The sequence below is a fragment of the Paenibacillus sp. FSL H3-0469 genome (assembly GCF_038051945.1).
Lineage (GTDB): Bacteria > Bacillota > Bacilli > Paenibacillales > Paenibacillaceae > Paenibacillus_AQ.
Genome location: NZ_CP150302.1, coordinates 840,513 through 862,480, shown reverse-complemented (window position 1 = coordinate 862,480; position 21,968 = coordinate 840,513). Strand labels below are relative to the sequence as shown.

Here is a 21,968-nt window from a genome sequence, read left to right as displayed (position 1 = left end):
GCTTGACCGTACGAAGGGGATGGTTCTCGGGCTGCCGATCCGCCGCTGCCAAATCTGAATCCATAGGATACCTCCTTTACCCTTAGTCATAATCTCTTATCCGTGTGACATCCTCATTGTACCTGCCGTTTGGCATTTGCTTTAAGGGCATTTGCATGACCTTTTAGGTGAATTTCTTGACCACTTGGCCGGGAACAACCATATTCCACACCCAAACTCATCAACTTCACGCAAAAAACAACCCGAATTCATGTTCGGGTTGGGATATGTGAGCTATTAGTTAACGGTGTGCACAACGATCCTGCTGCAGCGGTTCGATCCAGACGATACTCAGCAGGAATTGAGAAAGCTTTAAGCGCTTGTTAAGTTGAAAAGGTGCTGTCCTCTAAGTAAAGAGTGCAGCACCTTTTCTTTCGGATTTGAGATGAACTATATCAAGCTCATCTCTCCCGCCTGATCGCTATCTATGCTTGGTCAGTCACCGCCCCTTTAGATGCAGAGGAGACTAATCTTGCATACTTGACCAGCACGCCTGAATTAACTTTTAGCGGAGGCTGTACCCATGCTTGAGCCCTGGCACTCAGCTCCTCTTCTGTCACGTTAAAGTTAATCTGCTGCGTTTCGCTGTCGATAGTGATGAGGTCTCCGCTTCTCAGTAGCGCGATCGGTCCACCTACCTGCGCTTCAGGTGAGACATGTCCGACTACGAATCCATGCGAGCCACCTGAGAACCTTCCATCCGTAATTAGGGCCACTTCCCCGCCAAGACCCTTACCTACAATTAATGCAGTAACAGACAGCATCTCCGGCATGCCTGGACCGCCCTTTGGACCACAATAACGGATAACCAGTACATCGCCTTTGTGGATTTCATTTCTTAAAATCGCTTCCGTTGCGGCCTCCTCACTGTCATACACCTTGGCCGGCCCGTCAAACCGGAGCTTCTTCATGCCTGACATTTTGGCTACGGCGCCTTCAGGGGCAAGGTTACCTCTAAGTACAACTAATGGTCCATTTGGCTTCAGCGGCTGCTTCAATGGACGGATAATCTTCTGATCGTCTCTAAGCGGAGCTGCTTCCGCCAGATTCTCTGCCAAGGTTTTACCTGTGACTGTCAGGCAATCACCATGAAGAAGTCCCTCAGCGAGTAATAGCTTCATCACGCCGGGAATACCGCCAATTTCGTTCAAATCCTGCATTACATATTGGCCGCTTGGCTTCAGATCTGCCAAATGGGGAACACGCAGGCGAATCCGCTCAAAATCATCCAGGGTTAAATCTACGCCTGCCGAATGCGCAATAGCGAGCAAATGCAGGAACGCATTGGTTGAACCTCCCAAAGCCATAACGACCGTAATGGCGTTCTCAAACGCTTTTTTGGTCATGATGTCTTTCGGGTAAATCTCCTGCTCCAGCAGCGCTATGACTTGTTTGCCCGCCGCCGCACATTCTGCCGCTTTATCAGGCGAAACGGCCGGCGTAGAGGACGAACCGGGAAGGCTCATGCCCATGGCTTCTGCCGCCGCGGCCATTGTGTTGGCGGTGTACATGCCGCCGCAAGAGCCTGGACCCGGACAAACGCTGCACTCTACCTTATGGAGCTGTTCATCGGTTATTTTCCCCTCATGATATTGGCCTACCGCTTCGAAGGCCGTTACAATATCGACGTCTTTACCGTCGAGCTTTCCGGGCAGAATCGTTCCGCCGTATACGTACACGGAAGGGACATTCAACCGCCCGATCGCCATCAGACAGGCAGGCGTGTTCTTGTCGCAGCCACCGATGGCCACCAGGCCGTCAAAGCGCTCAGCTCCTGTTACAATCTCGATAGAATCCGCGATGGCTTCCCTGCTTGGCAGTGAGAACAGCATGCCCCCATGCCCCATTGAAATACCGTCAGAGACTGTAATCGTATTAAAAATAAGCGGAGCACCACCATGGTTACGCACCCCTTGTTTGGCTTGAACAGCCAATTCATTGATATGCATATTGCACGGGGTGACCTCACTCCAGGTGCTGGCTACGCCAATCATCGGTTTTTTGAAATCCTCATCTGTAAAACCAACAGCACGCAGCATCGCTCTGTTCGGCACCCGGTTGACACCCTCGCTGATTACCTTGCTGTTAATACGCAGATCTTTTCCGTTCACCATTTGTCTCCGCTCCTGTCTGCTTAAAGTAATCCGTGCAGTTCCTGCATCGGACGGATGAAATTTTGCCTCATCATTGCCTGAGCACGATCAGAATCATTCTTCTCGAACGCTGCAATAATTAAACCATGCTCATCGACTGAAGCCTGTGTCTCCGTAATCGGCCGCTCTAAGAACACGTATTTAAAGCGCCGGATATGAATCTGAAGGGATGCGCTGAATGAAGCGATATAGGGATTATCAGACAGCTCCACAATCAGATTGTGGAACTGTTCATCCGCCTCCATGGCCTGGTAAGGCTGACCGCTATTAATGGCACTGGCAAATTCTAAATTAAGTGCCCGCAGTTGCTCAATTTGTTCTGGAATAATAATTTTTGCGGTAGTTTCAGCCGCTAAAGCCTGAAGAGCCGCCATCGTTGAATACATCTTGAAGATGTCATCCTTCTCAATCTCCTGTACTCTGGTTTCTTTACCAGGATGAGTAGATACGAGCCCTTGTGCTTCGAGTAGCTGAAAGGCTTCCCGGATCGGTGTGCGGCTTACACCAAGCGACTCAGCCAATTCGGCGTCAAGCAGTTTTTCCCCGGGCTGCAGTGTACCGTCGATAATCCATCGTTGAATCTGGGAGAAGGCTCTTTCTTTCGCAGACATCCGTGCAGGTGAGACAAAATTTTTAGGTACTGGCATAGTTATCTTCCTCACTTCTCAATTTCCTTATATGCAATATATCGCATACATATATTTAAAGCAAGAAAAAAACAACTCATAAAGAGTTGTTTTGATAAAGGTAATGTATGAACTCCAGGAGACTAATCCTGGATGAACTGGTTCGTAATAACGAAGGGTATGTACGCTTAACCCCGTCATCTAAGCAGCCTGCTGAATGGTTAGTTCAATCGCTTGGCGGCCTAAGCCTTCCATTTTTTCGCTTTTCGGCACTACCGGTTTCGCTCCCACTTTTTTGCACCGTGACCAGTATAAGAGTTTAAGCGCACTCTAAGTCAATACTATTAATCCAATATCTTTCTATTATCTTCCGTCCATAATTTAAGCCGAAGACTCAGGGATGGGCCGGGCGACCGGATCACTGCCAGACGGTATTCCCCGTTCCGGTTTCCGTAGTGTTCTTCCTCTATCCCGAAGGAGCAGCCGGTTGCGCCAACGGTATAGCGGAAGGGGCCCAGCGCGACATTTACGGCATGCCGCTCCGCCGTTATCACGCTCGATTCCTGTCCATTACTGCAGAACAGGGGCACCCGGTAAAGAATAGGTCCCGCATCCTGCACAGCAAGCTCGGAAACAATCTCCAAGCCATCCTCCGACAAAGCGTATCGTTCCGTCACCCGTCCGTCTTCCGGCAGACCCTGACCGCGATAAGTGATCCTGAACTCCACACGGCCGCTGTTTTGCCGGATGACCTGAAGTTCATGCTCCAGCCCGCCGCTCAAATCTGCCAGATATACTACTGTCCCGTCCTGCCGCTCCCAGCCCGGACCAATCGCAACGTTCAGGGACCTGACCCCTCCGGGCAGCCGGTATTCAGGCGCGGCACACAGCGGACTGGACAATGCCAGTTCCGTGGGAACACTCTGACGGTGATATCTTCCCAGTCCCGTGGAGTCGTAATGGTGATCAGCGGCAGTATCCAATTGCACGGATTGGCCTCCGGCAGAGGCAAACACTTTGTGGAAATGCTCCGAGGTCGCCAGCACATATCCCCCGCACTCGGCAGGACAAGGCTCTTCGGCAATATCATCCTCCGCGGACAGATAGGCCATGTAAGCGAAGCTGCCTAGCGTAATCATATACTTGTCATAATATCCGTAGGATTCCGTCCCGTAACCGGAACGGATGCCGTAGTGATTTTTGACATGGCGCGGCGGCGTGCTATCACGGACGAAGCGCAAGATAGCCTGCGCCGACAGTCTGGCGCTTCGTTTGAAAGCGCCGGCCAGCTTGTGCCTGCCCAGCCGCCGATACCGGGCGGCTTCAAATTCCGCGCACGCTGCCGCCAGCGCTTCATTGAACTGGAACTGGCTGCTGCGCCCTCCGTAGGGAAACTGACCGGCGGCGGATTGCATGAACAAGGTCATCATTCCGCCGGCCGCCAGCTTGCGGTTCAGTTCTTCATGAAACGCTCCACGGTACCCGGCCACCAAGATCAGCTGGATGTGGCAGCGGGCCGCCAGATCGTACAACAGCGGACAGCCCGGGTCCATATACATCCCGTTCCCGTCGAATTTCCGCAGCTGCACCGGCCAGTGCTCGGCCAAATAACCGGCGGCGCTTGTCATCCCCTCCGTTTCGCGTAAATACTCGCCGGCCATGTTGTAAATATTGATATTGTGCAGCTGTTCAGGTCTGGATACGGAAGCCAGTGTATACACATAATTGACCGCAGGCTCAATGTGGGCCAATTCATTTTTCCATCTTACGGATTGTTCTGCGGAAACATGCGGCTTCATCGCCTTATAGGCCAGCAGCAGCTCCTTGGTACTGAAATCGGCCATCTGATTGCCTGTCGTTCGCGGCAGTTCCCGGCAGCCCGTGTCCATCATGCTCTCCCATAGCGGAAAAAGCTCAAGCTTGCGTCCGCCCGCCATCAACCCTGCCACAACAGAGACCACGCGGCAATAGGTCTGAAGATCTTCAGGACGCCCCTGCGGGTCCGTTCCCCAGCTCTTGTCTGCCTGCTCCAGCCCGTATTCCTGAATCGACCCTTCCATCAGATCAAGATAGATATCCTTGGAGAAACCGGTTGGTTCGAAAGCCGCCGGCCGCTCCATCGCGTCGATATATGCATACAGATCGGCGCCGGACAGCGGCTGCAAATCTCGTAATGGACTCATTTCCTGTGGCTCAACTCCTTGCCTGTTTCTTTGGGAGACCTAGCCCTTCAGCGAACCGATCATTACCCCTTTGACAAAATATTTCTGAATGAACGGGTACACGCATAGAATGGGGACCGTCGCCACGACAATCAGGGAGTACTTCAGCACGGCCGCCGCCTGAGCTTTGGCCACCTGCAGTTCAGGGTCCATAATCATGCTCACATCCACCTGGTTCATGATCAGAATTTCCCGCAAAATAATTTGCAGCGGGTACAGCGAGCGGTCATTCAGATACATCAAAGCATTGAAATAGGCGTTCCAGTGGCCCACCGCCGAGAACAGCGTGATGACCGCGATGACGGCTTTGGACAGCGGCAGGACGAAAGAGAAGAAAAAGCGCGCATCGCTGCAGCCGTCTATGCTGGTTGCTTCGATCAATTCTCCCGGTATGGAAGACTGGATAAAGGTTCTCGCTATAATCATGTTGTACACGGATAACGCACCCGGAAGTACCATCGCCCACATGGTGTTGATCAGATGGAGGTCTTTCATTAATATATAGAACGGAATCAGGCCGCCGCTGAAAAACATCGTGAACGTGAACAGAAACATAAAGCCGCCTCTGCCCTTCAGCCCCGGTCTGGAAAGCGCGTAGGCGCAGGTCATAACGACACTGACATTCACCAGCGTTCCCAGAATGGTATACAGAAACGTGTTGCCGTAAGCTCTGACGATATCTTTGTTTTTGAATACAGCTTCATAACCTTCCAGACTGAAATCCACAGGCCACAGCAGAACCTGGCCGGACGATACGGCATTGCCGGAAGAGAATGAGGCCGAAAGCACGTAAATAAGCGGATAGGACACAGCGATTAGAATAAAAGTTAAAATAAAGCCGGAAATGATGTAGTACACTTTATCCGAAGTCGGATGCGTTGAAAATTTGGTCTGGCTCATTGCCGGTCTCCCTCCTTACCACAGGCTGGTATTGCTGAATTTCTTGGCGGCGTAGTTCACCATAATCAACAATACAAAGTTGATGAGTGAATTGAACAACCCAATCGCAGTCGCAAAAGAGAAATCGCCTGAACCGATAGTCAACCCTACCTTATATACATAAGTGGAGATAACTTCGCTTTTCGAAATATTCAATTCATTCTGCATGAGGAACACCTTCTCGAATCCAACTTCCATGATATTGCCGACCGCAAGGATCAGCATGATGGTAGCCGTAGGTAAAATGGACGGAAAATCGATATGCCGCACCCGCTGCAGGCGCGAAGCCCCGTCGATTTGAGCGGCCTCGTGCAAATGCTCGTCAACGGAAGACAAGGCGGCGATGTAAATGATGCTGCTCCAGCCGATGCCCTGCCATATGCCGGACCAGACATACAAGTGCTGGAAAGCGCCCGGATTGGCGAAAGCGTCCGCCAGTAATTCACCGCTAAAGTACGTATACAGCGCTCCAAAAGCACCTGTACGCGGATTGAACAGCTGAACCAGCATGCCGACGATGACAACCGTTGAGATAAAATGCGGCATATACGAAACGGATTGTACGATTTTTTTAAACTTCAGCCCCGTAAACGAATTAAGTACCAGGGCAAACAGAATCGGCAAAGGAAAGGAAATCAGCAAACTATAGACGGACAGGCTAATGGTGTTCCAAATCAGGGTTGTAAACTGATAGGAATCGAAGAACCGCCTGAAATTGTCCAATCCGATCCATTCACTGCCCCAGATTCCAAGATTGAAATTGAAGTTTTTAAAGGCAATCTGAACACCTGCCATCGGCACATAAGCAAAAATGATGATGTACACGGTGGCCGGAATGAGAAACAGGTACAGCTGCCAGCTCGGCAAAACTTCTTTTTTCAGCCAATTAAGTACGGATCCCCGCATGGCTACTTCGACCGGTCATAGGCGGCTTGAGTGACTTCCAAATACTGCTCAAGGCCCATTTTATTCAGTTCGGCAATATAATCGTCCCACTGGGACAGCGGACGGTTGCCAGTGATGAAGGCAACGGCGCTTTCGTTCACGTAGTTGTCGATCGCCGTTTTGCTGTTGGCAATTTGCTTCAACTCTTCCGGCAGATAGCTCAGCTTGACGATGACTTCTTCCGGGAAAGCCGGTACATACCCTTCTTCAAATGCAGGTCTCCAGTTGGGCAGTACATCGTCCGCGTCCTTCTTGAGATTGGATACCGTTTTCCCCAGTTCCAGTGAACGGTAAGCGGGATTGGCATCGTTCCAGTGTTTATTTTGCGGGTTGTTCCAAATGGACGGATTCAGCTCAGCAATGGCTGCAGGTACTCCCTCCAAGTCTTCAAACGGGCCGACATACTCGGCGACAACGGCTGGATCATCGCTCCAGTCGACGCCCTTCTCGCCGTAACGGCTGACGATAGACAGCTCAGGGTTAAGCATATAATCACCGACTTTGAAGGCAAGCTCCGGATCCTTCGCGTCCTTCGTGATGAACCACAGCTGGGTTGGCAGGGACGGACTGTACGGAGTCGCGCTCAGGCCGGAAGGACCTTTGACCGGGGGCAGCAGCGTCATTGTGTTGTTCAGCTCCGGACCGAATGTACTGTAGCTGCCGGCCGTAACCACGCCAGCCATGCCGCCCGGCACGTTGATAAGCGCCTTCATCTGGGTTTCATCCTGGGTGAAGGACAAGGGCGAGAACAGGCCGTCTTTAACCAGCTTGTTCATAAACTCCAGCCCTTCCTTCCATTCCGGCTGAGTGAAAGCCGGGAAGATCCGGCCATCTTTCACATTCATGTAGCTCTTGCCCGGATCAGCGTAAATAAAGGCATTCATCAAATAGATGCGCGGGTTCTGCGACCAGCCGTTCAGCGAGCCTACAAAACCGACCTCGTCCTTCTTGCCGTTTCCATTCGGGTCCTGCTCTACAAACGCTTTCAAGACGTTGTACAGGTCATCTGTCGTTTTCGGCATGTCCAGATTCAATTTCTCCAGCCATTCACTGTTGATCCAGGCACGGTTGGAGCCTTCATTCCATTTTTGAGGGGAGTATCTAGGCAGTGCGTACACCTTGCCGTCAGGCAGCTTCATGGAGCTGCGAACGAATTCTTTTTCCGGTATTTTGTTGAAATTGACAGCAAGCTCCGGATCATTCAAATAATCGTCCTGGGGAACGAACACGCCTTTGGCAGCATAATCGAACACCGTCGATTCATTTAAATAAATGTTGACGACATCCGGAAGCTCCGCTCCTGAGGAGACCATCAGCGAAAGTTTGGTCAACGCTTCTTCCGCTTGGCTGGGCAGCTCCAGAAATTTCAGATCGACGTTCATCGCATCTTCGACTAGCTTCGTATAATGGTTCGTTTCATAGTCCTCTACATTCGGATTAGCCTGAACGGCAACCGTAATGACGGGGCGTCCTCCCTCTCCGCTCTCGTTCGCTTGTTGATTGCCTTGCGAGCAAGCCGAGAGCAGCGCTCCCAGCATAGGAAGAACTAGCAAGCCTGCCGACAGCGCCTTCCTTTCTTTACTGATCTGTTGAGTCAAACGGTATTCCTCCCTTTTGTGATCGCGTGATCCACAATGTTTTTGTAATCGCTTACAGGTCGATTGTATTCCCGCAGCCTCCACCGTGAAAACCGTTACTTCTCCTATACGCTGTCACCGGGTAAGATCAGAGGGGCTGGCAATTCTCCCCTCATTGTCAGTCGGTAAGACTGGACTGGTTCTCCCGCCATACGGTTGGCGTTACACCGTGCTTTTTAGAGAAAGCCCGGTAGAATGTATTTTCGCTGCCAAAGCCGCACAGCTTCCAAATCCGGTTGTTGGAATAATCAGTGGTTAAAAGCAGTTGCTCCGCGTTCAGCAGCCGAATTTCTTCAATATATTTGCCCAGGCTTTTACCGGTCTGCTCCTTAACAAAGGAAAAGACATATTTTTCGGAAATAAGCAGCTCACTGGCGATACTGCCGGCAGAAAGGCTAGCATCTCCATAATGCGCCCCGATATAATTTAAAATGTCGGTTTTCAGCCTGTTGTTGTTGCTCTTCTTGTTGCCTATCACGATGTCGCATAAATCGAACGCGGTCCTCCGCAGGCGGTCAGCCAGCCGGATCATATCCTGCGACTGGTCGTAAGCCGGAATCGTCAGTGTTTGTTCACCCGAACCACTCTTGTCTCCGCCGATCACCTTATGGGCGCTGAACACCGTCTGCCGGACGGAGAAAAAGATCTGCAGCTGCTCCTGCTCCGTTAGGGAGTAGTCGGCCAGAAGTCCAAGACAATCATCCAATATTTGCGATACCAGGCTTGTCTCGCCGGCGATCAGGGCATCGTGCAGCTTCAGCAGCAAGGCATTGTCGAAAGAAGGACGAATATCGGAATCAACAGAAGGAAGCTCAAACAGATACACCCCGCTGGCTACCTCGTTCTCGTTGACACCTAGCGCGTATTTCGCTTGCTGATAAGCCGCCTTGGCCTGCTCCGGACCGGACATGATTTCGCTGACGCCGATACTTACCGTCATCGCCAGTGACGTTTCGGCATTGAGCGACCGGATCAGCTCCGACAGCCGGACTTTGATCTCCGAACGCCCTACCGCATTTTCCTCCGGATCGAAAAACAGGATAAAAACCGTCTCGTTGGTATGAAAATTGAGTGCAAGCGGACGATGGCGCATGACGGCGTTAAACCGTTCCTCCAACTGCAGTCCGATATTTTGCTGCACGGCTTTCAGTCCTGCATGGGGGCCGTCCACCTTGTATATGGCCTTCACCACACCAAACCGCTCGAATGCGGAGCCGAAATAGCTTTCCGTTTCTTCCTTTTCCCGTTCTGTAAAGGCACCCAGAATTAGCATATGCTTGGCAATGGAATATTTAATGGAATCGTTCAATGCCTCGATCCGCCCTTGCTGCTGTTCGCTCCGCGTATGAATCTCAGTAAAGGCATTGTCAAGGTACTCGAATTCGTTGCGGAGCGTAAAGCTCTGTTGGGTCGACCTTGCCGCCGTCTCTACCAGCTTCTTCAAGGAGTTCGTCTCCCTCATCGAAAAAAGGAATGCCAGAAGCATGGTAAGTGCCATACCCGCTAGGACGTAGAGTACTACAAGTTCGAGCAAGGAATTAACATTATCCGCGAAGGCTTCCGCCGGGATGCCGACTACGACCTGAAGTCCCAGCCGTTCGCTTGAACGCGTAAGCAAGATATACTTGCTGCCCGAAATCTCAATTTCGCCAAGCGTCTCCGCCGTTTCCAGCGGATCACCGGTTTCGTAATTATGGGACAGTAAAATACGGCCTTCCTTGTCTGCAATGTAGACGAAATGATCATCCGTCTGATCCGCATACAGCAGTTTGCCCACAAGATCCTCACGGTCCATGTCGATGGCCAGGACGCTTTTTTGCTCAATGGCATTGAAATAGGAATTGTTAATGACGGCCGTAATGCCGTCGAACGGCTTACGGCTGTAGTAAGAAGAGAATACCTCCTTGGCCGGAAACAGCTTCATGGTGTAGTTTTCGCCGAACAGCCGATCCTGCCACTCTTCCGCCGAGAGGTTTCCGTAACGGTAGTACCGGGCATACACATCTTCATAGTCGTCCGATGAAATATAGTTGGAGATAAATACCGGATTGTCCTTGAAGCGGATATATACATTGGAATACATATCCTGGGTCAGCGCCAGGGTTTTTAATTTGGCCTGTAACACTTTGATATCCATGTAGTATCCGCTGGACGGAACACCTTGTAGAAAAAACAAATGCATGAACGATTCCTCCTGGAGCAGCAGGCTGGTAATGGTTTGGGCCCGCAGCACCTGCTGCTCTAACGATTCCACGCCGTCCAGCAGCTTGGATTCGCTTTTATCCAGTGTCAGCTGCTTGGCAAGCGTATAGGATTTGAAATACAGCGGAATGATCATTAGCATGAGAATGGCCAATATCAGACCGTATTTCATGAAGCGTTTGCCGAAAATCAGCCAGGACGTATGTTTCTTTATGAACTGGGTTATCATGATGCGCCTCCTTGCAATCGCTTACAATAAAGGTATAGGAGAATGTCTCAAAATTAAACCTCCAATTTCTTGTATGCTCTGTCATAGAGTACGATAAGCCAGCCTCGTTCTCCCGGTTACCACTATAGTGAGACAGTTATAAAAATAGGCCAACCAGAAATCTCTGGCTGACCCAATAATACGAGACCCGCTATATTAGCGGCTCTGGTTGTTCATTTAGCGAGGTTCATTTTCGGCGGGATATACCCGAGCTGCCTGCCCATTTTGACAATTTGGCCTCTATGATGAAATTCGTGGGTGATGGTATGCGTAAATAACCATAATTCGGTTAACTCTACACTGTCACTATGCCAGGGTGCTGGTTTGGTGGGGTCCCATTTGATTTTAAAGTCATTTAGAAATTCATAAACCAGCTCATCCGCGTTCTTAAAAATCTCACGCATTTTCTGTACACTGTCAACGGATTCCGGGTTTATTTTGGGAAGTGATTTACCAAGAGCACGAATCCCTAACCATACCCGATAACAATCCGCTACATGAGCATGCAGACTGCTAATGGAAACTTCGCCAAAGGTTTCTATTTCTTTAACATAATCTGCGGGGGACATCGTTTCGCAATAACGAAATAATGATTCCCTTGTGCGTTGGATCATTTCATACTGACCTTTGAATACATCCATCTTCTCTCTCTCCTTTTGAGTCTACTCATACAACGAACCTTCCGAACAAAGACTTTAGATATCTATAATAACTATTATATTTCATTACGTCAAGGACATTGCTTGAGAATAAGCAGTTCAATATTATGGACTAAAAAAACGGTCAACGTTGTATCGCATTCAATGATTTTCGGAATCCAAGTAAAAGTCCTGCTACCAAGGGAGTAGATAATGGGAGGAAAAGAACTGCATAAACAGGCCCCCATTGCAAATAACCTTCAATGTTTACGGTCTCATACCCTCTGGTTTCACCACTAACAATAATGGCCCCTGCTGTACCCATAATTAACACGTTTATAAGAGCGATGATCATGCATAACACCATAAATTTGACACCTTTAAATTGGATACGGTGGAAGTGAAAACCGGATATCGCAAAAGACAAGGATAATGGAACACATAATGTCAAGAAAAACCATGACCAGCCATCACTTCCTGCTCCTCCTGCAATACCGTTTCCGAAAATAGCTATAAGGAAACCAATAACTATGCTGGCACAGAAACCATATAATAATCCTACAATCAGTGTTTTAATCCGCATGACTATTCTCCTTTAAAGTGTATTTAACCCTCAGTTGACAGAATTCTCCCATCTTCTTTAAGTGGGGGATGAATGGGAACGGTCTAATCTACATGGATTCTAACCGCCTAAGATGCTATAATCAAAGTATTCAGTCGTATCTTGGAAAGGTCAGTGAAATTAATGGAATTAGACTCAAATAACCATTCAGTGTTCTCTCTTCACTTCCACCTTATTCTAGTCATCAAGTATCGTAGGAAAGTCATTACAGATCCAATATCCGAACGTCTGAAAGAGATATTTGCATACATTCAGCCTACTTACAATGTGACTTTGCAGGAATGGAATCATGACAGGGATCACGTTCATATTCTAATGAAAACTCATCCTAATACCGACATTTCTAAATTTCTCAACGCTTATAAGAGTGCATCATCTAGGCTGATCAAAAAGGAGTTTCCTACCCTCCGAAAATCACTTTGGAAAGAGGCTTTTTGGTCACGCTCCTATTGCTTGCTTACAACGGGTGGAGCGCCAATAGACGTTATTCAAAAATACATCGAAAACCAAGGTGTGAGAGGGTGATCGCCATTGCTGAAAGCCTACAAATACCGTATCTATCCAAGCCATGGGCAACAACACTACTTCGCTAAAGTGTTCGGATGCGTTCGCTTCATCTACAACAGAATGCTTGCAGATAAAATTGAACATTACAAGCAAACGGAAACGATGCTGAGGAATACACCCGCACAATACAAAAAGGAATTCGACTGGCTGAAAGAAGTCGATAGCCTTGCCTTAGCGAATACACAACTAAATTTAGACAAGGCGTATAAGAATTTTTTCGGGATAAGAAAACGGGACTTCCTAAATTCAAGAGCAAGAAGACGAATAATCATAGCTTCACAACGAATAACCAAAAGGGAACAGTGGCTATAGAGGATGGATATCTCAAGATTCCAAAGCTAAAAACGGGTATCAAAATCAAGCTGCACCGCCCATTCGTGGAGCTGATCAAATCATGCACGATTTCAAAAACACCAACGGGAAAGTATTATGCTTCCGTATTGGTTGAAACGGATATCGTCCAGTTGCCCAACATGCATACGAAGATTGGCGTTGATCTTGGGCTGAAAGACTTTGCTATTACTTCAAATGGCGAAATCATATCCAATCCTAAATACTTGCGTACGTCTGAAAAGCGATTAGCGAAGCTGCAAAAGGATGTATCGCGGAAGAAGAAGGGAAGCCATAACCGTCATAAGGCTAGGCTGAAAGTTGCCAAGCACCATGAAAAAATAGCGAATCAGCGTAAAGACTTCTTGCATAAAACGTCTGCCAAAATGATAAACGAAAACCAAGTTATCGTGATGGAAGACTTACGTGTAAAGAATATGATGCAGAATCACAAACTTGCAAAAGCGATTAGTGAGGTATCTTGGAGTATGTTCCGTTCGATGCTTGAATATAAGGCTCAATGGTATGGCAGAGAACTAATTATTGCCCCAAAGCACTATGCAAGCAGTCAGCTTTGCTCCTGTTGCGGTTATAAGAACGCAGAGGTGAAGAATCTCGCCTTGCGAGAGTGGACTTGTCCAGAATGTAACGCGCATCATGATCGGGATGTAAATGCTGCTCAAAACCTACTGAAACTAGCCATGTGATATTGCAATGATTGGGCTAGGGACTAGCCTTTGAGCTTGGGTAAACTTGGAGCAGTAGCTTCATTGACCAAGAAGCCACCACCTCTTAGGTGGATGGTAGTTCACACTTAAGGGTATTTCAGATAGCTTTATTTTATGATGCCTAAGCTGTTGCATTTACGTTGATCTCCATTACATTGTATTCCCAATCAATATCAGGAGCAAAATTAACAAGCGGATTTACAGATGCGCCTCGCAAGTAGATATTTGCTTCCGTTGCACTTCCTGTATGAGGCTTACTCACTCTTCCTCATCTATAAGATATACGCTGCTTTAATGCATAAAAAAGCGGGCAACGCCATTTATCACGGCGTTGCCCGCTTCCTTATTATGTATTACAAACCATAGGAGAGCGACTAGATCATCTAGATCAATCGCTCGCCCAACTTGTGAAAGCGATACAGGATCTTCCAGGTAAAACGTAACTTCAGGCATGTTTTCGCCCCTCCATCCTGATCGCGCATTGATGTTCTCGGTGTAGGCCTTGAATTTCTTTAGAGCAAGATTTCGATGCTTGTTCCGCTCTGAAGCTCGCTCTTAACCTGTATTTCTCCATTATGGGCCTGCACAATATCATTGGCGATAGCCAGCCCGAGGCCTGAGCCTTTATGCAGCTCCCCCGTATGGGTTCCACGGAAATACCGGTCAAAAATACGTTCCAGCTCCTCCTCCGGGATTCCTTTTCCATGATCCTCTACAACGATCCGGACCGCATCGCCGCCTATCTTTTCAACGTTTACATGAATAAAAACATCCTCAGCGTTATGCACTACCGCGTTATAAATTAAGTTGGTGACCGCACGTCGTATCAGGATGTCGTCAACCTTCTTGAGGATAACTTCATCGCTGTACTGAAAATGGATGTTCCGGTTGCCGTAACGGGCATCGTTCAGCATGTCTATGACAGCACTCCGGACGAGGCTGACCATGTTTACCGTCATTAGATTAAGCGTAATCCCCTTATTTCTCAGACGGGTTGACAGGTTCAGATCTTCAATTACATCCTTTACATACAGTGACTTCCGTTCAATAATTTCCGCGTAATCCCTCATTTCATCGGCTGTAAAATCATAATCCTTGTCCCGCATCATTTCCGCATAGCCTTGAATCGAAGCGAGCGGCGTTTTGATATCATGCGAAATGTTGGCGATCCACTCCTCTTTCATCAGGTCCAGCCGTTTGCGTTCCAAATCGCTAGCCCGCAGCTCTTCAGCCAGCCTGTTGACATTGTGGAACACATCCTTGAAAATGTCCTTCGTTACGTAGTGTACCTGGTAGTTCTTATGGGCCAGTTGTTTGATCCCGTCAACGAGCACGGCAAGCGGCCGTGTTAACCTTTTGCTGAACAGATAAGCGATGCAAAGTGCAATGATACCGTCGACCCCAATCACGGTGAGGAATCCGATCTGAAGGAGCCATCGGACCTTACGGGTATCATAGGTAAGGATAGTCCGTTCCAGATCAAGGTTCTGGAAGCCGATCAAATAGCTGTAACGCTTCCCGTTGTCTTGCTTCTCTCCGACAAATACAGTCGACATCAGCTCCTTTTCCATATACTTATAGGTTTGGACGATATCCATCGGTGTATATTTGGTCTTGGCCTCCGGCGGCACATGAAAGCCATAGACCTGATTGCCGTTATCGTCCAGCACCTGAAGCCAGGCCAGATTGCGTTCAAGCACATCCTTCCCCTGTGCGGTGATATCCATTCCCGATGCGGATAACACAATTTGCTGTTCAAACGAGCGGGTCAGGGCCTCGGCAGAATTGTCTTGTTCACGGATCGGATTGTTGGTCGCAGAATTCTGGTATATGAATAACCCGATGATCATCAGAGCATTGATGAACGTGACGAGGATAACAATAAGCACGACGGAAGCCAGATATCTGCCGGTCAGCCGCCATTTCACCGTCCCGCCTCCTCCACGGCAAGCTTATAGCCAAGCCCCTTTACGGTCACCAGATATTGCGGGCTTGAGGGGTTGTCCTCGATCTTCTCCCTAAGCCGCCGGATATGCACCATGACAGTGTTGTCATAACCAAAGGAGTCTTCCCCCCACACCTGGTCATACAGGCTTTCCTTGCTGATGATCCGGTTGGGGTACTTCAGTAAATAACTGATAAGACCCAGCTCTTTGGGTTTGAGTTCAATCATTTTACCGTTTTTCTTTAGCTCCAGTCTATCCTCGTCAAGCTCGAACGGGCCGGCTTTCAGCAGGTGTTCTGTTTTCTTCTCATATAAATCAGTCTCCGTTCTCCGGAAACGGGCTTTGATCCGGTAAGCCACTTCCTTCGGGCTGAACGGTTTGGTAATATAATCGTCACCGCCTATGGCAAAACCGAGTATTTTATCAATTTCCTCGGTTTTGGCCGACAAAAAGAATATCGGCACGTTTGAAACACTGCGAATTCTCCGGCATACGTCATAGCCCTCGCCGTCTGGAAGCATGATATCCAAAATGACGAGGTCGGGCTGCATGTCCTGAAACAGCCTCCAGCCTTCTTGGGCGGTGAAGCCTGCGTAGACATGCTCGAAGCCTTCCTTGGCCAGCACGGTTTGCAGCAGCCTGACGATATCCTCCTCGTCATCCACGATCAATATGTTCTGACTTGGCGCCAATGGGTTCAGCCCCCTTTCTATGAGTATAACCATATATTGAAATAGCCTTATTGACCAGAGGGGCTGGGGTTATTCTTCGCCGAAAACCTTCGCCAGCGGGTTGCCGGTCTTTTGGTCTGAAACGATGCGGCCTGCCCGATCCAACATGTAGTACTGGTAGAAATCACTGCTGAAATTGGATGCAGTAAGCATTTGCTTTGCATAGGGCTCAAACGCATCGCGGCTCAAGGCGTCACCAGTCCAGAATAAATGCAGCAGCAGTCGGTTCTGATTGTACGGATGCTTAATGACGTATGCGCCCGAAGCTGCTTTTAGGTTCATCTTAGTTTTCCAGTCGAAGCCGATGGCCTTCGATTTCTGGATAATGCCGGGCTTAAGCGCCAGAATCAGTCCGTTCGCTTTGGCATTGCCAATGGCGATGAGGTTGCTGGAGCCAAGCTCCTTTTTCAGCTTACGCTTGAGCATCTGCCGGTTGGAAATGACCTCGTATGGGATGCTCATAATCCTTAGCGATCCCTCCAGCTGCGCTAATAAGGTCTGCTGCTGTTTGTTAGCCAGAGCACCTAGCGGCTCGCTTAACACAATGGTGAGCGGTTCTCCTTGCAGGGCCTTGTGCTCAATGCGGCTCATCGTTTCCGCCGGAAGATCAGGGACTTGGGCCAGGGAGAACTGGTATAGCTCTTTGAACTGCTCATGCCGGATCGCAGCAATCTCCGCCCCGGACAATTGATATTCCGGCTTCAGAACATAATGCGGATCATGCAGAATCTTGTCCATTTCCTTTCGCATCTCAGCACCGAGCGTATCCTGAATGGTCTGAAGAAGCCCCTGAATCGTCGCATTTTTATATTCGAACCGCTTGAAATATTCCTGCATGAACAAATCGAATTTGTCCTCACCCGCCATGCGGTAGAGCTGGTAGAGGGCCTGGCGTCCTTTGCCGTAGAACGTCGGATTCGCCAAGTCCTCCACTTCCGTATTGGTTGCGGCGATAGGCTTGTCTATTGATGTTAAATCATCCATTTGGATCGATTTGAACCCGTTGATAGCATCCCCTTGCTTTTCCGCGAAATATACCATTGAAAAATCGGCAAATCCTTCATCCAGAAACGATTCCGTCTCGGAATTGTTGCCGATTAGGGCATGAAACCATTGGTGGGCGATTTCATGCACGAATACATAATCATGTGCCGGATCACTGTTCTGCCGGATGAGTCCCATTTGAATGACCCGCGAGAATTCGACCGCCACCCCTTCGACATAAGACTCAGCAATCCGGAATTCAGGGTAAGGGTAGTTCCCGTACTTTTCACTGAAAAAGGAAATGGCCTTAAACGCCGTATCTATATACTGATTAACGATTTTGCTCTTATCCGGCATGTTGTCGAAATAATAGTATTCTACACTCAGACCGCCGCGTGTGACGCGCTCCACCTTATAATTCGGGCTGGCAAAAAAGACAAGCTCTCTCGTATTCCCGGCTACGGCGGTTATCACTTTACGGCCCGTTTCCTTCAGATCGGCTTCTGTCGTTAAGTGGCCCGGCATCAGTACTTGATAGGCTTCCGGCACGTTAAAATGCACCTCGAAATCCGATGAATCGTAATAATCGCTCTCGAAGGACGTGCTGTACGGCTTCGTGTTCCACGCATGCTGCTCACCGTCGTACACCGACATGACAGGGAACCAATGTGCGCCGTTGATGATGTCTTTGTAATAGGACAGGCGCTGCATGCCGTAAGGGATCTTTACTTCAAAGTTCACATCGAGCGTAAGCGTCTCCCCTGGCTTAAGCGCCTGCTGCAAGCTCACCCTCAACGCCTGATGGCTGTTCGTAAAGGACAAGGCTTGCCCTTCCGCTGTAATACTCCGGATGTCGATGCCGCCAAGAAAGTCTTCCGGCTTCTTCTGCGGGTTATCCTTGCCGATCTCTTCGTTATCCTGCTCAAACATCGAGTTTTGCGTGGCCTTGGACCGGTTGGCGTCGGCATACGTATGGAAGACCAGCTCCCCCAGCGTATCAGGGGAATCGTTCCTGTAAGTGACCGTCTCGCTACCTTGAATACGCATATTCTTCTCATCCAGCCTTGCATTGATCCGGTACTGGACCTGGGCCTGCGCTTGCGCCCTTGCGGCACTTTCCGTTAATGCGGCAGCAGGTTGTGCAGACGCCTGGACCGCTCCGCCCGCCGGACAGGCAGCCAGTGCAACCGCCAGCGAGTAAACCAGCGTTTTCTGAAATACAGATCTAATTATTTTTGGATACATTGGATTCTCTCCCCGGTAACTGTTATTTTTGGGCACTCTCAAGCTTTTGCTTCGCTGGTTCGGGCAGCTCTCCGCCCTGTACTTCCTGATAGGAGCTGACGTCATTGTTTTTCACATAGATGCGAAGGTAAGCATCCTTGCGCAGCTCTTTCGCAGCGGTGAAGACCAGCAGCCTTTCTTTGCCTTTAGAATCGTAGCCCTGCTGGGTGTATTCGTAGGAAACATACTTCTGCCCGCTGCTTAATGTCTCCTCAATCTTCTTTCCCGCTTGGTTAATCTGCACGTAGTATGGCTGTGCGCCGATCCGGTTCAAATTTATGTTCTGGAGGAATACGACCAGCCCGGCCAGAACAATCACAACGGCCGTTATAGCGATAATCCCTTTTTTCATATTCATTCACTCCTTAGGTTGTATGGGTAACGATTTTGCAGTACGCGTGCACGGTCAAGAAGTAATAGATCAGGTAGATGCCTCCATAGATCCCCATGCAGATCATGACAGGCACGGTCAGATTGGCCATCAACAGCTTTGACAGAGCGGACAGCGCGACTGCGCAATGAGCGATTCCGAAAGCAAGCGGCAGGGCAAAAACGATTAGCACCTGTTTGGCAACGGATTTGCGGATTTCCTGCCTGGTCACGCCGATCTTATGCAGAATCACATAACGCGCTTTGTCGCTGCCCGCTTCCGTCAGCTGCTTGAAGTAGATGATGCTGCCTGTTGCGGCTAGAAACACAAGGCCAAGGAATCCGCCCATGAACATCAGGAGCCCGGAGGCTTCCATGCCCTTTGAATAATCGCTGTAATAGCTTGCAAGCCGGGCATCCTCCGGTAAAAGCTCTTGCAGCCGCTGTGTCAGCTCTTTTGCCTTGTCCTGATGTGTGACACCATAGGCTTCGGCAGTCATCGCTTTGGCCTTCGGCTTAAGCTCTGCAAACAGGTCATCGCTGACGACAATAGTGGAGTAAACCGTTCCAGGGTTCAGCACACTGTATTTTTTTAGTGTTTTGAATTGGATGGGGGACCGGAGCCCTACGCTCTTCAGTATGATCGACGAACCGGCATACTCCGGCGAGAGGCCTTGCAGATAGGCTGGTTCCAGCGCTGCCGTTTCACTGCCTTCAAGGCTTAAGGAGTCAATTCTCCCCTGCAGCTTGGCCAAATGGTTGAAATCGCGGTTGGATATAACGGTATACACCTGCGCCTCTGCGCCTTGATCCTTATATAGCCCGGAGGTGTCGGCATCCACCTCAAGGAACGGGATGGATTCATGGTACAGCAGGTTGTGTCCTTCAGCCTGTGCAACCGCCCTATTGGCTGCTTCTGTCACCGTACTGTCCACCCCAATAAACATATAACTGTTGGGATTCGCAAGCGCCGCATTCACCCGGGTGTTGTAATATATGCTGTAGGCCGTCCCGGCCGCAGTCAGCGTTGTTGCGCTCAGTACTGCAATGACTGTAAGCGTCCGGGCGTTACCTTTCATCCGATACAGCAGCTGGGACGTCCCAATCAGGTTTAAGCCGCGCCAATAGCTTGATTTGTGATTCCGGGCCAGCTTCAGCAGTCTGACTGTCAACGTGTTGAACAGCAGATAGGTGCCCAGAATAACCGAAGCGATAATAAGGAGCGGAGTTAACAGGAAGCCTAAGATGTCCCACGCCTTGGAGGTCATCATATTTTGCAGCGCAAGCCAGTACCCGAAGCTGATAAGGACGACAGATAATACAGCAATGCCTGCGGAGGCCTGCGGTTCCTTCTCATGCTCCTGCTCCGCCCTGAACAGCTCAATCAGCTTGAACCGGTATATCAGGCGGTAGCCCTGGACCGATGTGATCAGCGTGATGATCATGAACACGAGTAACGTATTCAAGACCGCAGCCGGGGAAATGGAGAAATCCGCCACGACCGCGTACCCCATCACCTTCATGAGGATCATGACAAAAAAACGGCTAAGCACCGCTCCCAGTAAGATCCCGGCGATCAGAGCCAGGATGCCCATCAGGAAATTTTCATAAAACAGCATCCGGCCGATCTGTTTTTTGCGGACGCCAAGCAGCGAATACAGCCCGACCTCTTTTTTGCGTTTGCGCATGAAAAATGAATTGGAATACCAGATGAACACCGCCACAAATATAATCAGTACGACCGCCGCTCCGCTGAAGGCCGAGCTGATCTTCTGCGAGCTGTCCGAGGCGGATTGAATGGTGCTGTCGTATTTCAGGGATACGAACGTAAAATAGATGACAATGCTGAATACCATTGAGACGAAATACAGAGAATAGCTCGTGATATTTTGCCGGATGTTTCTCCCGGCGAGCTTAAACAGCGTCATGATGACCTCCTCCGAGCTTCGCCAAAACCTCAAGGATCTGCCCGAAAAATACTTGTCTCGTCATATCTTCCTTATGGAGCTCTTGAAACAGCTGGCCGTCGTTGATGAAGATGACCCGCTTGCAGTAGCTCGCCGCATAGGCGTCGTGCGTAACCATCAAGATTGTCGCCTGATTATGCTGATTTAGCTTGCTTAAGCTTTCCAGCAGACCGGCCGCCGATTTGGAGTCGAGGGCACCGGTTGGTTCGTCCGCCAGGATCAGGCTGGGCTTCGACACGATAGCCCGCGATGCGGCAGCCCGCTGTTTCTGGCCGCCCGAAATATGATAGGGGTACTTATCGAGGATCTCTCGAATGCCGAACGTATCGGCAATATCCTCAACCCGTTGTTCGATTTCCGCTGCGGGAACCCTGGATAGGGCCAGTGGCAGCAGGATGTTCTCCTTAACCGTCAAGGTATCCAGCAGATTATAGTCTTGAAAAATAAAGCCAAGCTTGTTCCGGCGGAAATCAGACAGCTGCTCCTCGTTCATGGTGACAATGTTTTGGTTGTCAATCGTAATCTCGCCGGAAGTCGGCGTATCAATGGTCGAAAAAATGTTCAGCAGCGTTGATTTGCCCGCGCCCGACGGGCCCATAATCCCGACATACTCCCCTGTTTCAATGCTCAGACTAATATTTTGCAGCGCCGTATAGCTATTTCCTTTGGCGCCAAAGGTTTTGGTAACGTTTTGGGCTTGCAGTATTGTTGTCATGGTGTCACTCCTTAAATTGATGAAGACAAATCCAATTGTAACAAGCGTACCTTACA

The 21,968-nt window shown here is 49.4% G+C and carries 17 protein-coding genes and 1 pseudogene; 2 read left to right on the top strand and 16 right to left on the bottom strand.

What is annotated here, in order from left to right:
* Window positions 1-464: 464 nt before the first annotated feature.
* The 9 genes from ilvD to NSS83_RS03535 all read right to left on the bottom strand — a co-directional run bounded on the left by ilvD (window position 465) and on the right by NSS83_RS03535 (window position 12,252).
* Window positions 465-2,153, bottom strand: a complete 1,689-nt coding sequence (gene ilvD / locus NSS83_RS03575; RefSeq protein ID WP_341347689.1) for a dihydroxy-acid dehydratase — start codon at window positions 2,151-2,153, stop codon at window positions 465-467.
* A 20-nt stretch (window positions 2,154-2,173) separates the two neighbouring features.
* Window positions 2,174-2,839, bottom strand: a complete 666-nt coding sequence (locus tag NSS83_RS03570; protein ID WP_341347688.1) for a GntR family transcriptional regulator — start codon at window positions 2,837-2,839, stop codon at window positions 2,174-2,176.
* Between the two features lie 323 nt (window positions 2,840-3,162).
* Window positions 3,163-5,001 (bottom strand): hypothetical protein, encoded by a 1,839-nt coding sequence (locus NSS83_RS03565; protein ID WP_341185711.1) that lies wholly within the window; start codon window positions 4,999-5,001, stop codon window positions 3,163-3,165.
* Window positions 5,002-5,040: 39 nt separating this feature from the next.
* Window positions 5,041-5,940: a carbohydrate ABC transporter permease gene (locus NSS83_RS03560; RefSeq protein WP_341185712.1), complete on the bottom strand. Its 900-nt coding sequence runs from the start codon at window positions 5,938-5,940 to the stop codon at window positions 5,041-5,043.
* A 15-nt stretch (window positions 5,941-5,955) separates the two neighbouring features.
* Complete coding sequence (locus tag NSS83_RS03555) at window positions 5,956-6,846, bottom strand: ABC transporter permease subunit (protein WP_341347687.1); 891 nt, start codon at window positions 6,844-6,846, stop codon at window positions 5,956-5,958.
* A 41-nt stretch (window positions 6,847-6,887) separates the two neighbouring features.
* The gene (locus NSS83_RS03550) at window positions 6,888-8,522 is read right to left on the bottom strand and encodes an extracellular solute-binding protein (protein WP_341185714.1); all 1,635 of its coding nucleotides are present in this window, start codon (window positions 8,520-8,522) and stop codon (window positions 6,888-6,890) included.
* Window positions 8,523-8,679: 157 nt separating this feature from the next.
* On the bottom strand, window positions 8,680-10,992 hold the full coding sequence (locus NSS83_RS03545) for a helix-turn-helix domain-containing protein (RefSeq protein ID WP_341347686.1): 2,313 nt from the start codon (window positions 10,990-10,992) through the stop codon (window positions 8,680-8,682).
* 212 nt (window positions 10,993-11,204) lie between these two features.
* Window positions 11,205-11,672, bottom strand: coding sequence for a DinB family protein (locus tag NSS83_RS03540; RefSeq protein ID WP_341347685.1), 468 nt, complete (start codon window positions 11,670-11,672; stop codon window positions 11,205-11,207).
* A gap of 142 nt (window positions 11,673-11,814) precedes the next feature.
* Window positions 11,815-12,252, bottom strand: coding sequence for a hypothetical protein (locus NSS83_RS03535; protein WP_341347684.1), 438 nt, complete (start codon window positions 12,250-12,252; stop codon window positions 11,815-11,817).
* 162 nt (window positions 12,253-12,414) lie between these two features.
* Between NSS83_RS03535 and tnpA the strand changes: the two genes are divergently transcribed.
* Both tnpA and tnpB read left to right on the top strand, forming a co-directional pair.
* Window positions 12,415-12,816, top strand: coding sequence for an IS200/IS605 family transposase (tnpA, locus tag NSS83_RS03530; RefSeq protein WP_341346249.1), 402 nt, complete (start codon window positions 12,415-12,417; stop codon window positions 12,814-12,816).
* 6 nt (window positions 12,817-12,822) lie between these two features.
* Window positions 12,823-13,895 (top strand): annotated as a pseudogene (gene tnpB, locus NSS83_RS03525) (IS200/IS605 family element RNA-guided endonuclease TnpB).
* Window positions 13,896-14,207: 312 nt separating this feature from the next.
* Here tnpB and NSS83_RS03520 read toward each other — a convergent pair.
* Genes NSS83_RS03520 through NSS83_RS03490 form a run of 7 tightly spaced genes read right to left on the bottom strand, consistent with a single transcriptional unit; the run spans window position 14,208 to window position 21,912 of the window.
* The gene (locus tag NSS83_RS03520; RefSeq protein WP_341347683.1) at window positions 14,208-14,369 is read right to left on the bottom strand and encodes a hypothetical protein; all 162 of its coding nucleotides are present in this window, start codon (window positions 14,367-14,369) and stop codon (window positions 14,208-14,210) included.
* Between the two features lie 59 nt (window positions 14,370-14,428).
* A complete protein-coding gene (locus tag NSS83_RS03515; protein ID WP_341347682.1) occupies window positions 14,429-15,844 on the bottom strand; it encodes a HAMP domain-containing sensor histidine kinase in 1,416 nt (471 codons plus the stop codon).
* A complete protein-coding gene (locus tag NSS83_RS03510) occupies window positions 15,841-16,587 on the bottom strand; it encodes a response regulator transcription factor (RefSeq protein WP_341347681.1) in 747 nt (248 codons plus the stop codon). The genes NSS83_RS03515 and NSS83_RS03510 overlap by 4 nt, the downstream gene beginning before the upstream one ends.
* 36 nt (window positions 16,588-16,623) lie before the next feature.
* Window positions 16,624-18,822: a M1 family metallopeptidase gene (locus tag NSS83_RS03505; RefSeq protein WP_341347680.1), complete on the bottom strand. Its 2,199-nt coding sequence runs from the start codon at window positions 18,820-18,822 to the stop codon at window positions 16,624-16,626.
* Between the two features lie 22 nt (window positions 18,823-18,844).
* Window positions 18,845-19,213, bottom strand: a complete 369-nt coding sequence (locus NSS83_RS03500; protein ID WP_341347679.1) for a YxeA family protein — start codon at window positions 19,211-19,213, stop codon at window positions 18,845-18,847.
* A gap of 13 nt (window positions 19,214-19,226) precedes the next feature.
* Window positions 19,227-21,158 carry an ABC transporter permease gene (locus NSS83_RS03495; protein WP_341347678.1) on the bottom strand — a complete coding sequence of 644 codons (1,932 nt, stop codon included), beginning with the start codon at window positions 21,156-21,158 and terminating at the stop codon, window positions 19,227-19,229.
* A complete protein-coding gene (locus tag NSS83_RS03490) occupies window positions 21,145-21,912 on the bottom strand; it encodes an ABC transporter ATP-binding protein (protein ID WP_341347677.1) in 768 nt (255 codons plus the stop codon). The genes NSS83_RS03495 and NSS83_RS03490 overlap by 14 nt, the downstream gene beginning before the upstream one ends.
* Between the last annotated feature and the right edge of the window lie 56 nt (window positions 21,913-21,968).

Bases quoted from the DNA above. Each gene is read 5' to 3' on its own strand.
- NSS83_RS03490 (WP_341347677.1), bottom strand. From the start codon at position 21,912: ATGACAACAATACTGCAAGCCCAAAACGTTACCAAAACCTTTGGCGCC.
- tnpA (WP_341346249.1), top strand. From the start codon at position 12,415: ATGGAATTAGACTCAAATAACCATTCAGTGTTCTCTCTTCACTTCCAC.
- NSS83_RS03510 (WP_341347681.1), bottom strand. From the start codon at position 16,587: ATGGTTATACTCATAGAAAGGGGGCTGAACCCATTGGCGCCAAGTCAG.
- NSS83_RS03570 (WP_341347688.1), bottom strand. From the start codon at position 2,839: ATGCCAGTACCTAAAAATTTTGTCTCACCTGCACGGATGTCTGCGAAA.
- NSS83_RS03505 (WP_341347680.1), bottom strand. From the start codon at position 18,822: ATGTATCCAAAAATAATTAGATCTGTATTTCAGAAAACGCTGGTTTAC.
- NSS83_RS03560 (WP_341185712.1), bottom strand. From the start codon at position 5,940: ATGAGCCAGACCAAATTTTCAACGCATCCGACTTCGGATAAAGTGTAC.
- NSS83_RS03520 (WP_341347683.1), bottom strand. From the start codon at position 14,369: ATGCCTGAAGTTACGTTTTACCTGGAAGATCCTGTATCGCTTTCACAA.
- ilvD (WP_341347689.1), bottom strand. From the start codon at position 2,153: ATGGTGAACGGAAAAGATCTGCGTATTAACAGCAAGGTAATCAGCGAG.
- NSS83_RS03535 (WP_341347684.1), bottom strand. From the start codon at position 12,252: ATGCGGATTAAAACACTGATTGTAGGATTATTATATGGTTTCTGTGCC.
- NSS83_RS03500 (WP_341347679.1), bottom strand. From the start codon at position 19,213: ATGAAAAAAGGGATTATCGCTATAACGGCCGTTGTGATTGTTCTGGCC.
- NSS83_RS03545 (WP_341347686.1), bottom strand. From the start codon at position 10,992: ATGATAACCCAGTTCATAAAGAAACATACGTCCTGGCTGATTTTCGGC.
- NSS83_RS03540 (WP_341347685.1), bottom strand. From the start codon at position 11,672: ATGGATGTATTCAAAGGTCAGTATGAAATGATCCAACGCACAAGGGAA.
- NSS83_RS03495 (WP_341347678.1), bottom strand. From the start codon at position 21,158: ATGACGCTGTTTAAGCTCGCCGGGAGAAACATCCGGCAAAATATCACG.
- NSS83_RS03565 (WP_341185711.1), bottom strand. From the start codon at position 5,001: ATGAGTCCATTACGAGATTTGCAGCCGCTGTCCGGCGCCGATCTGTAT.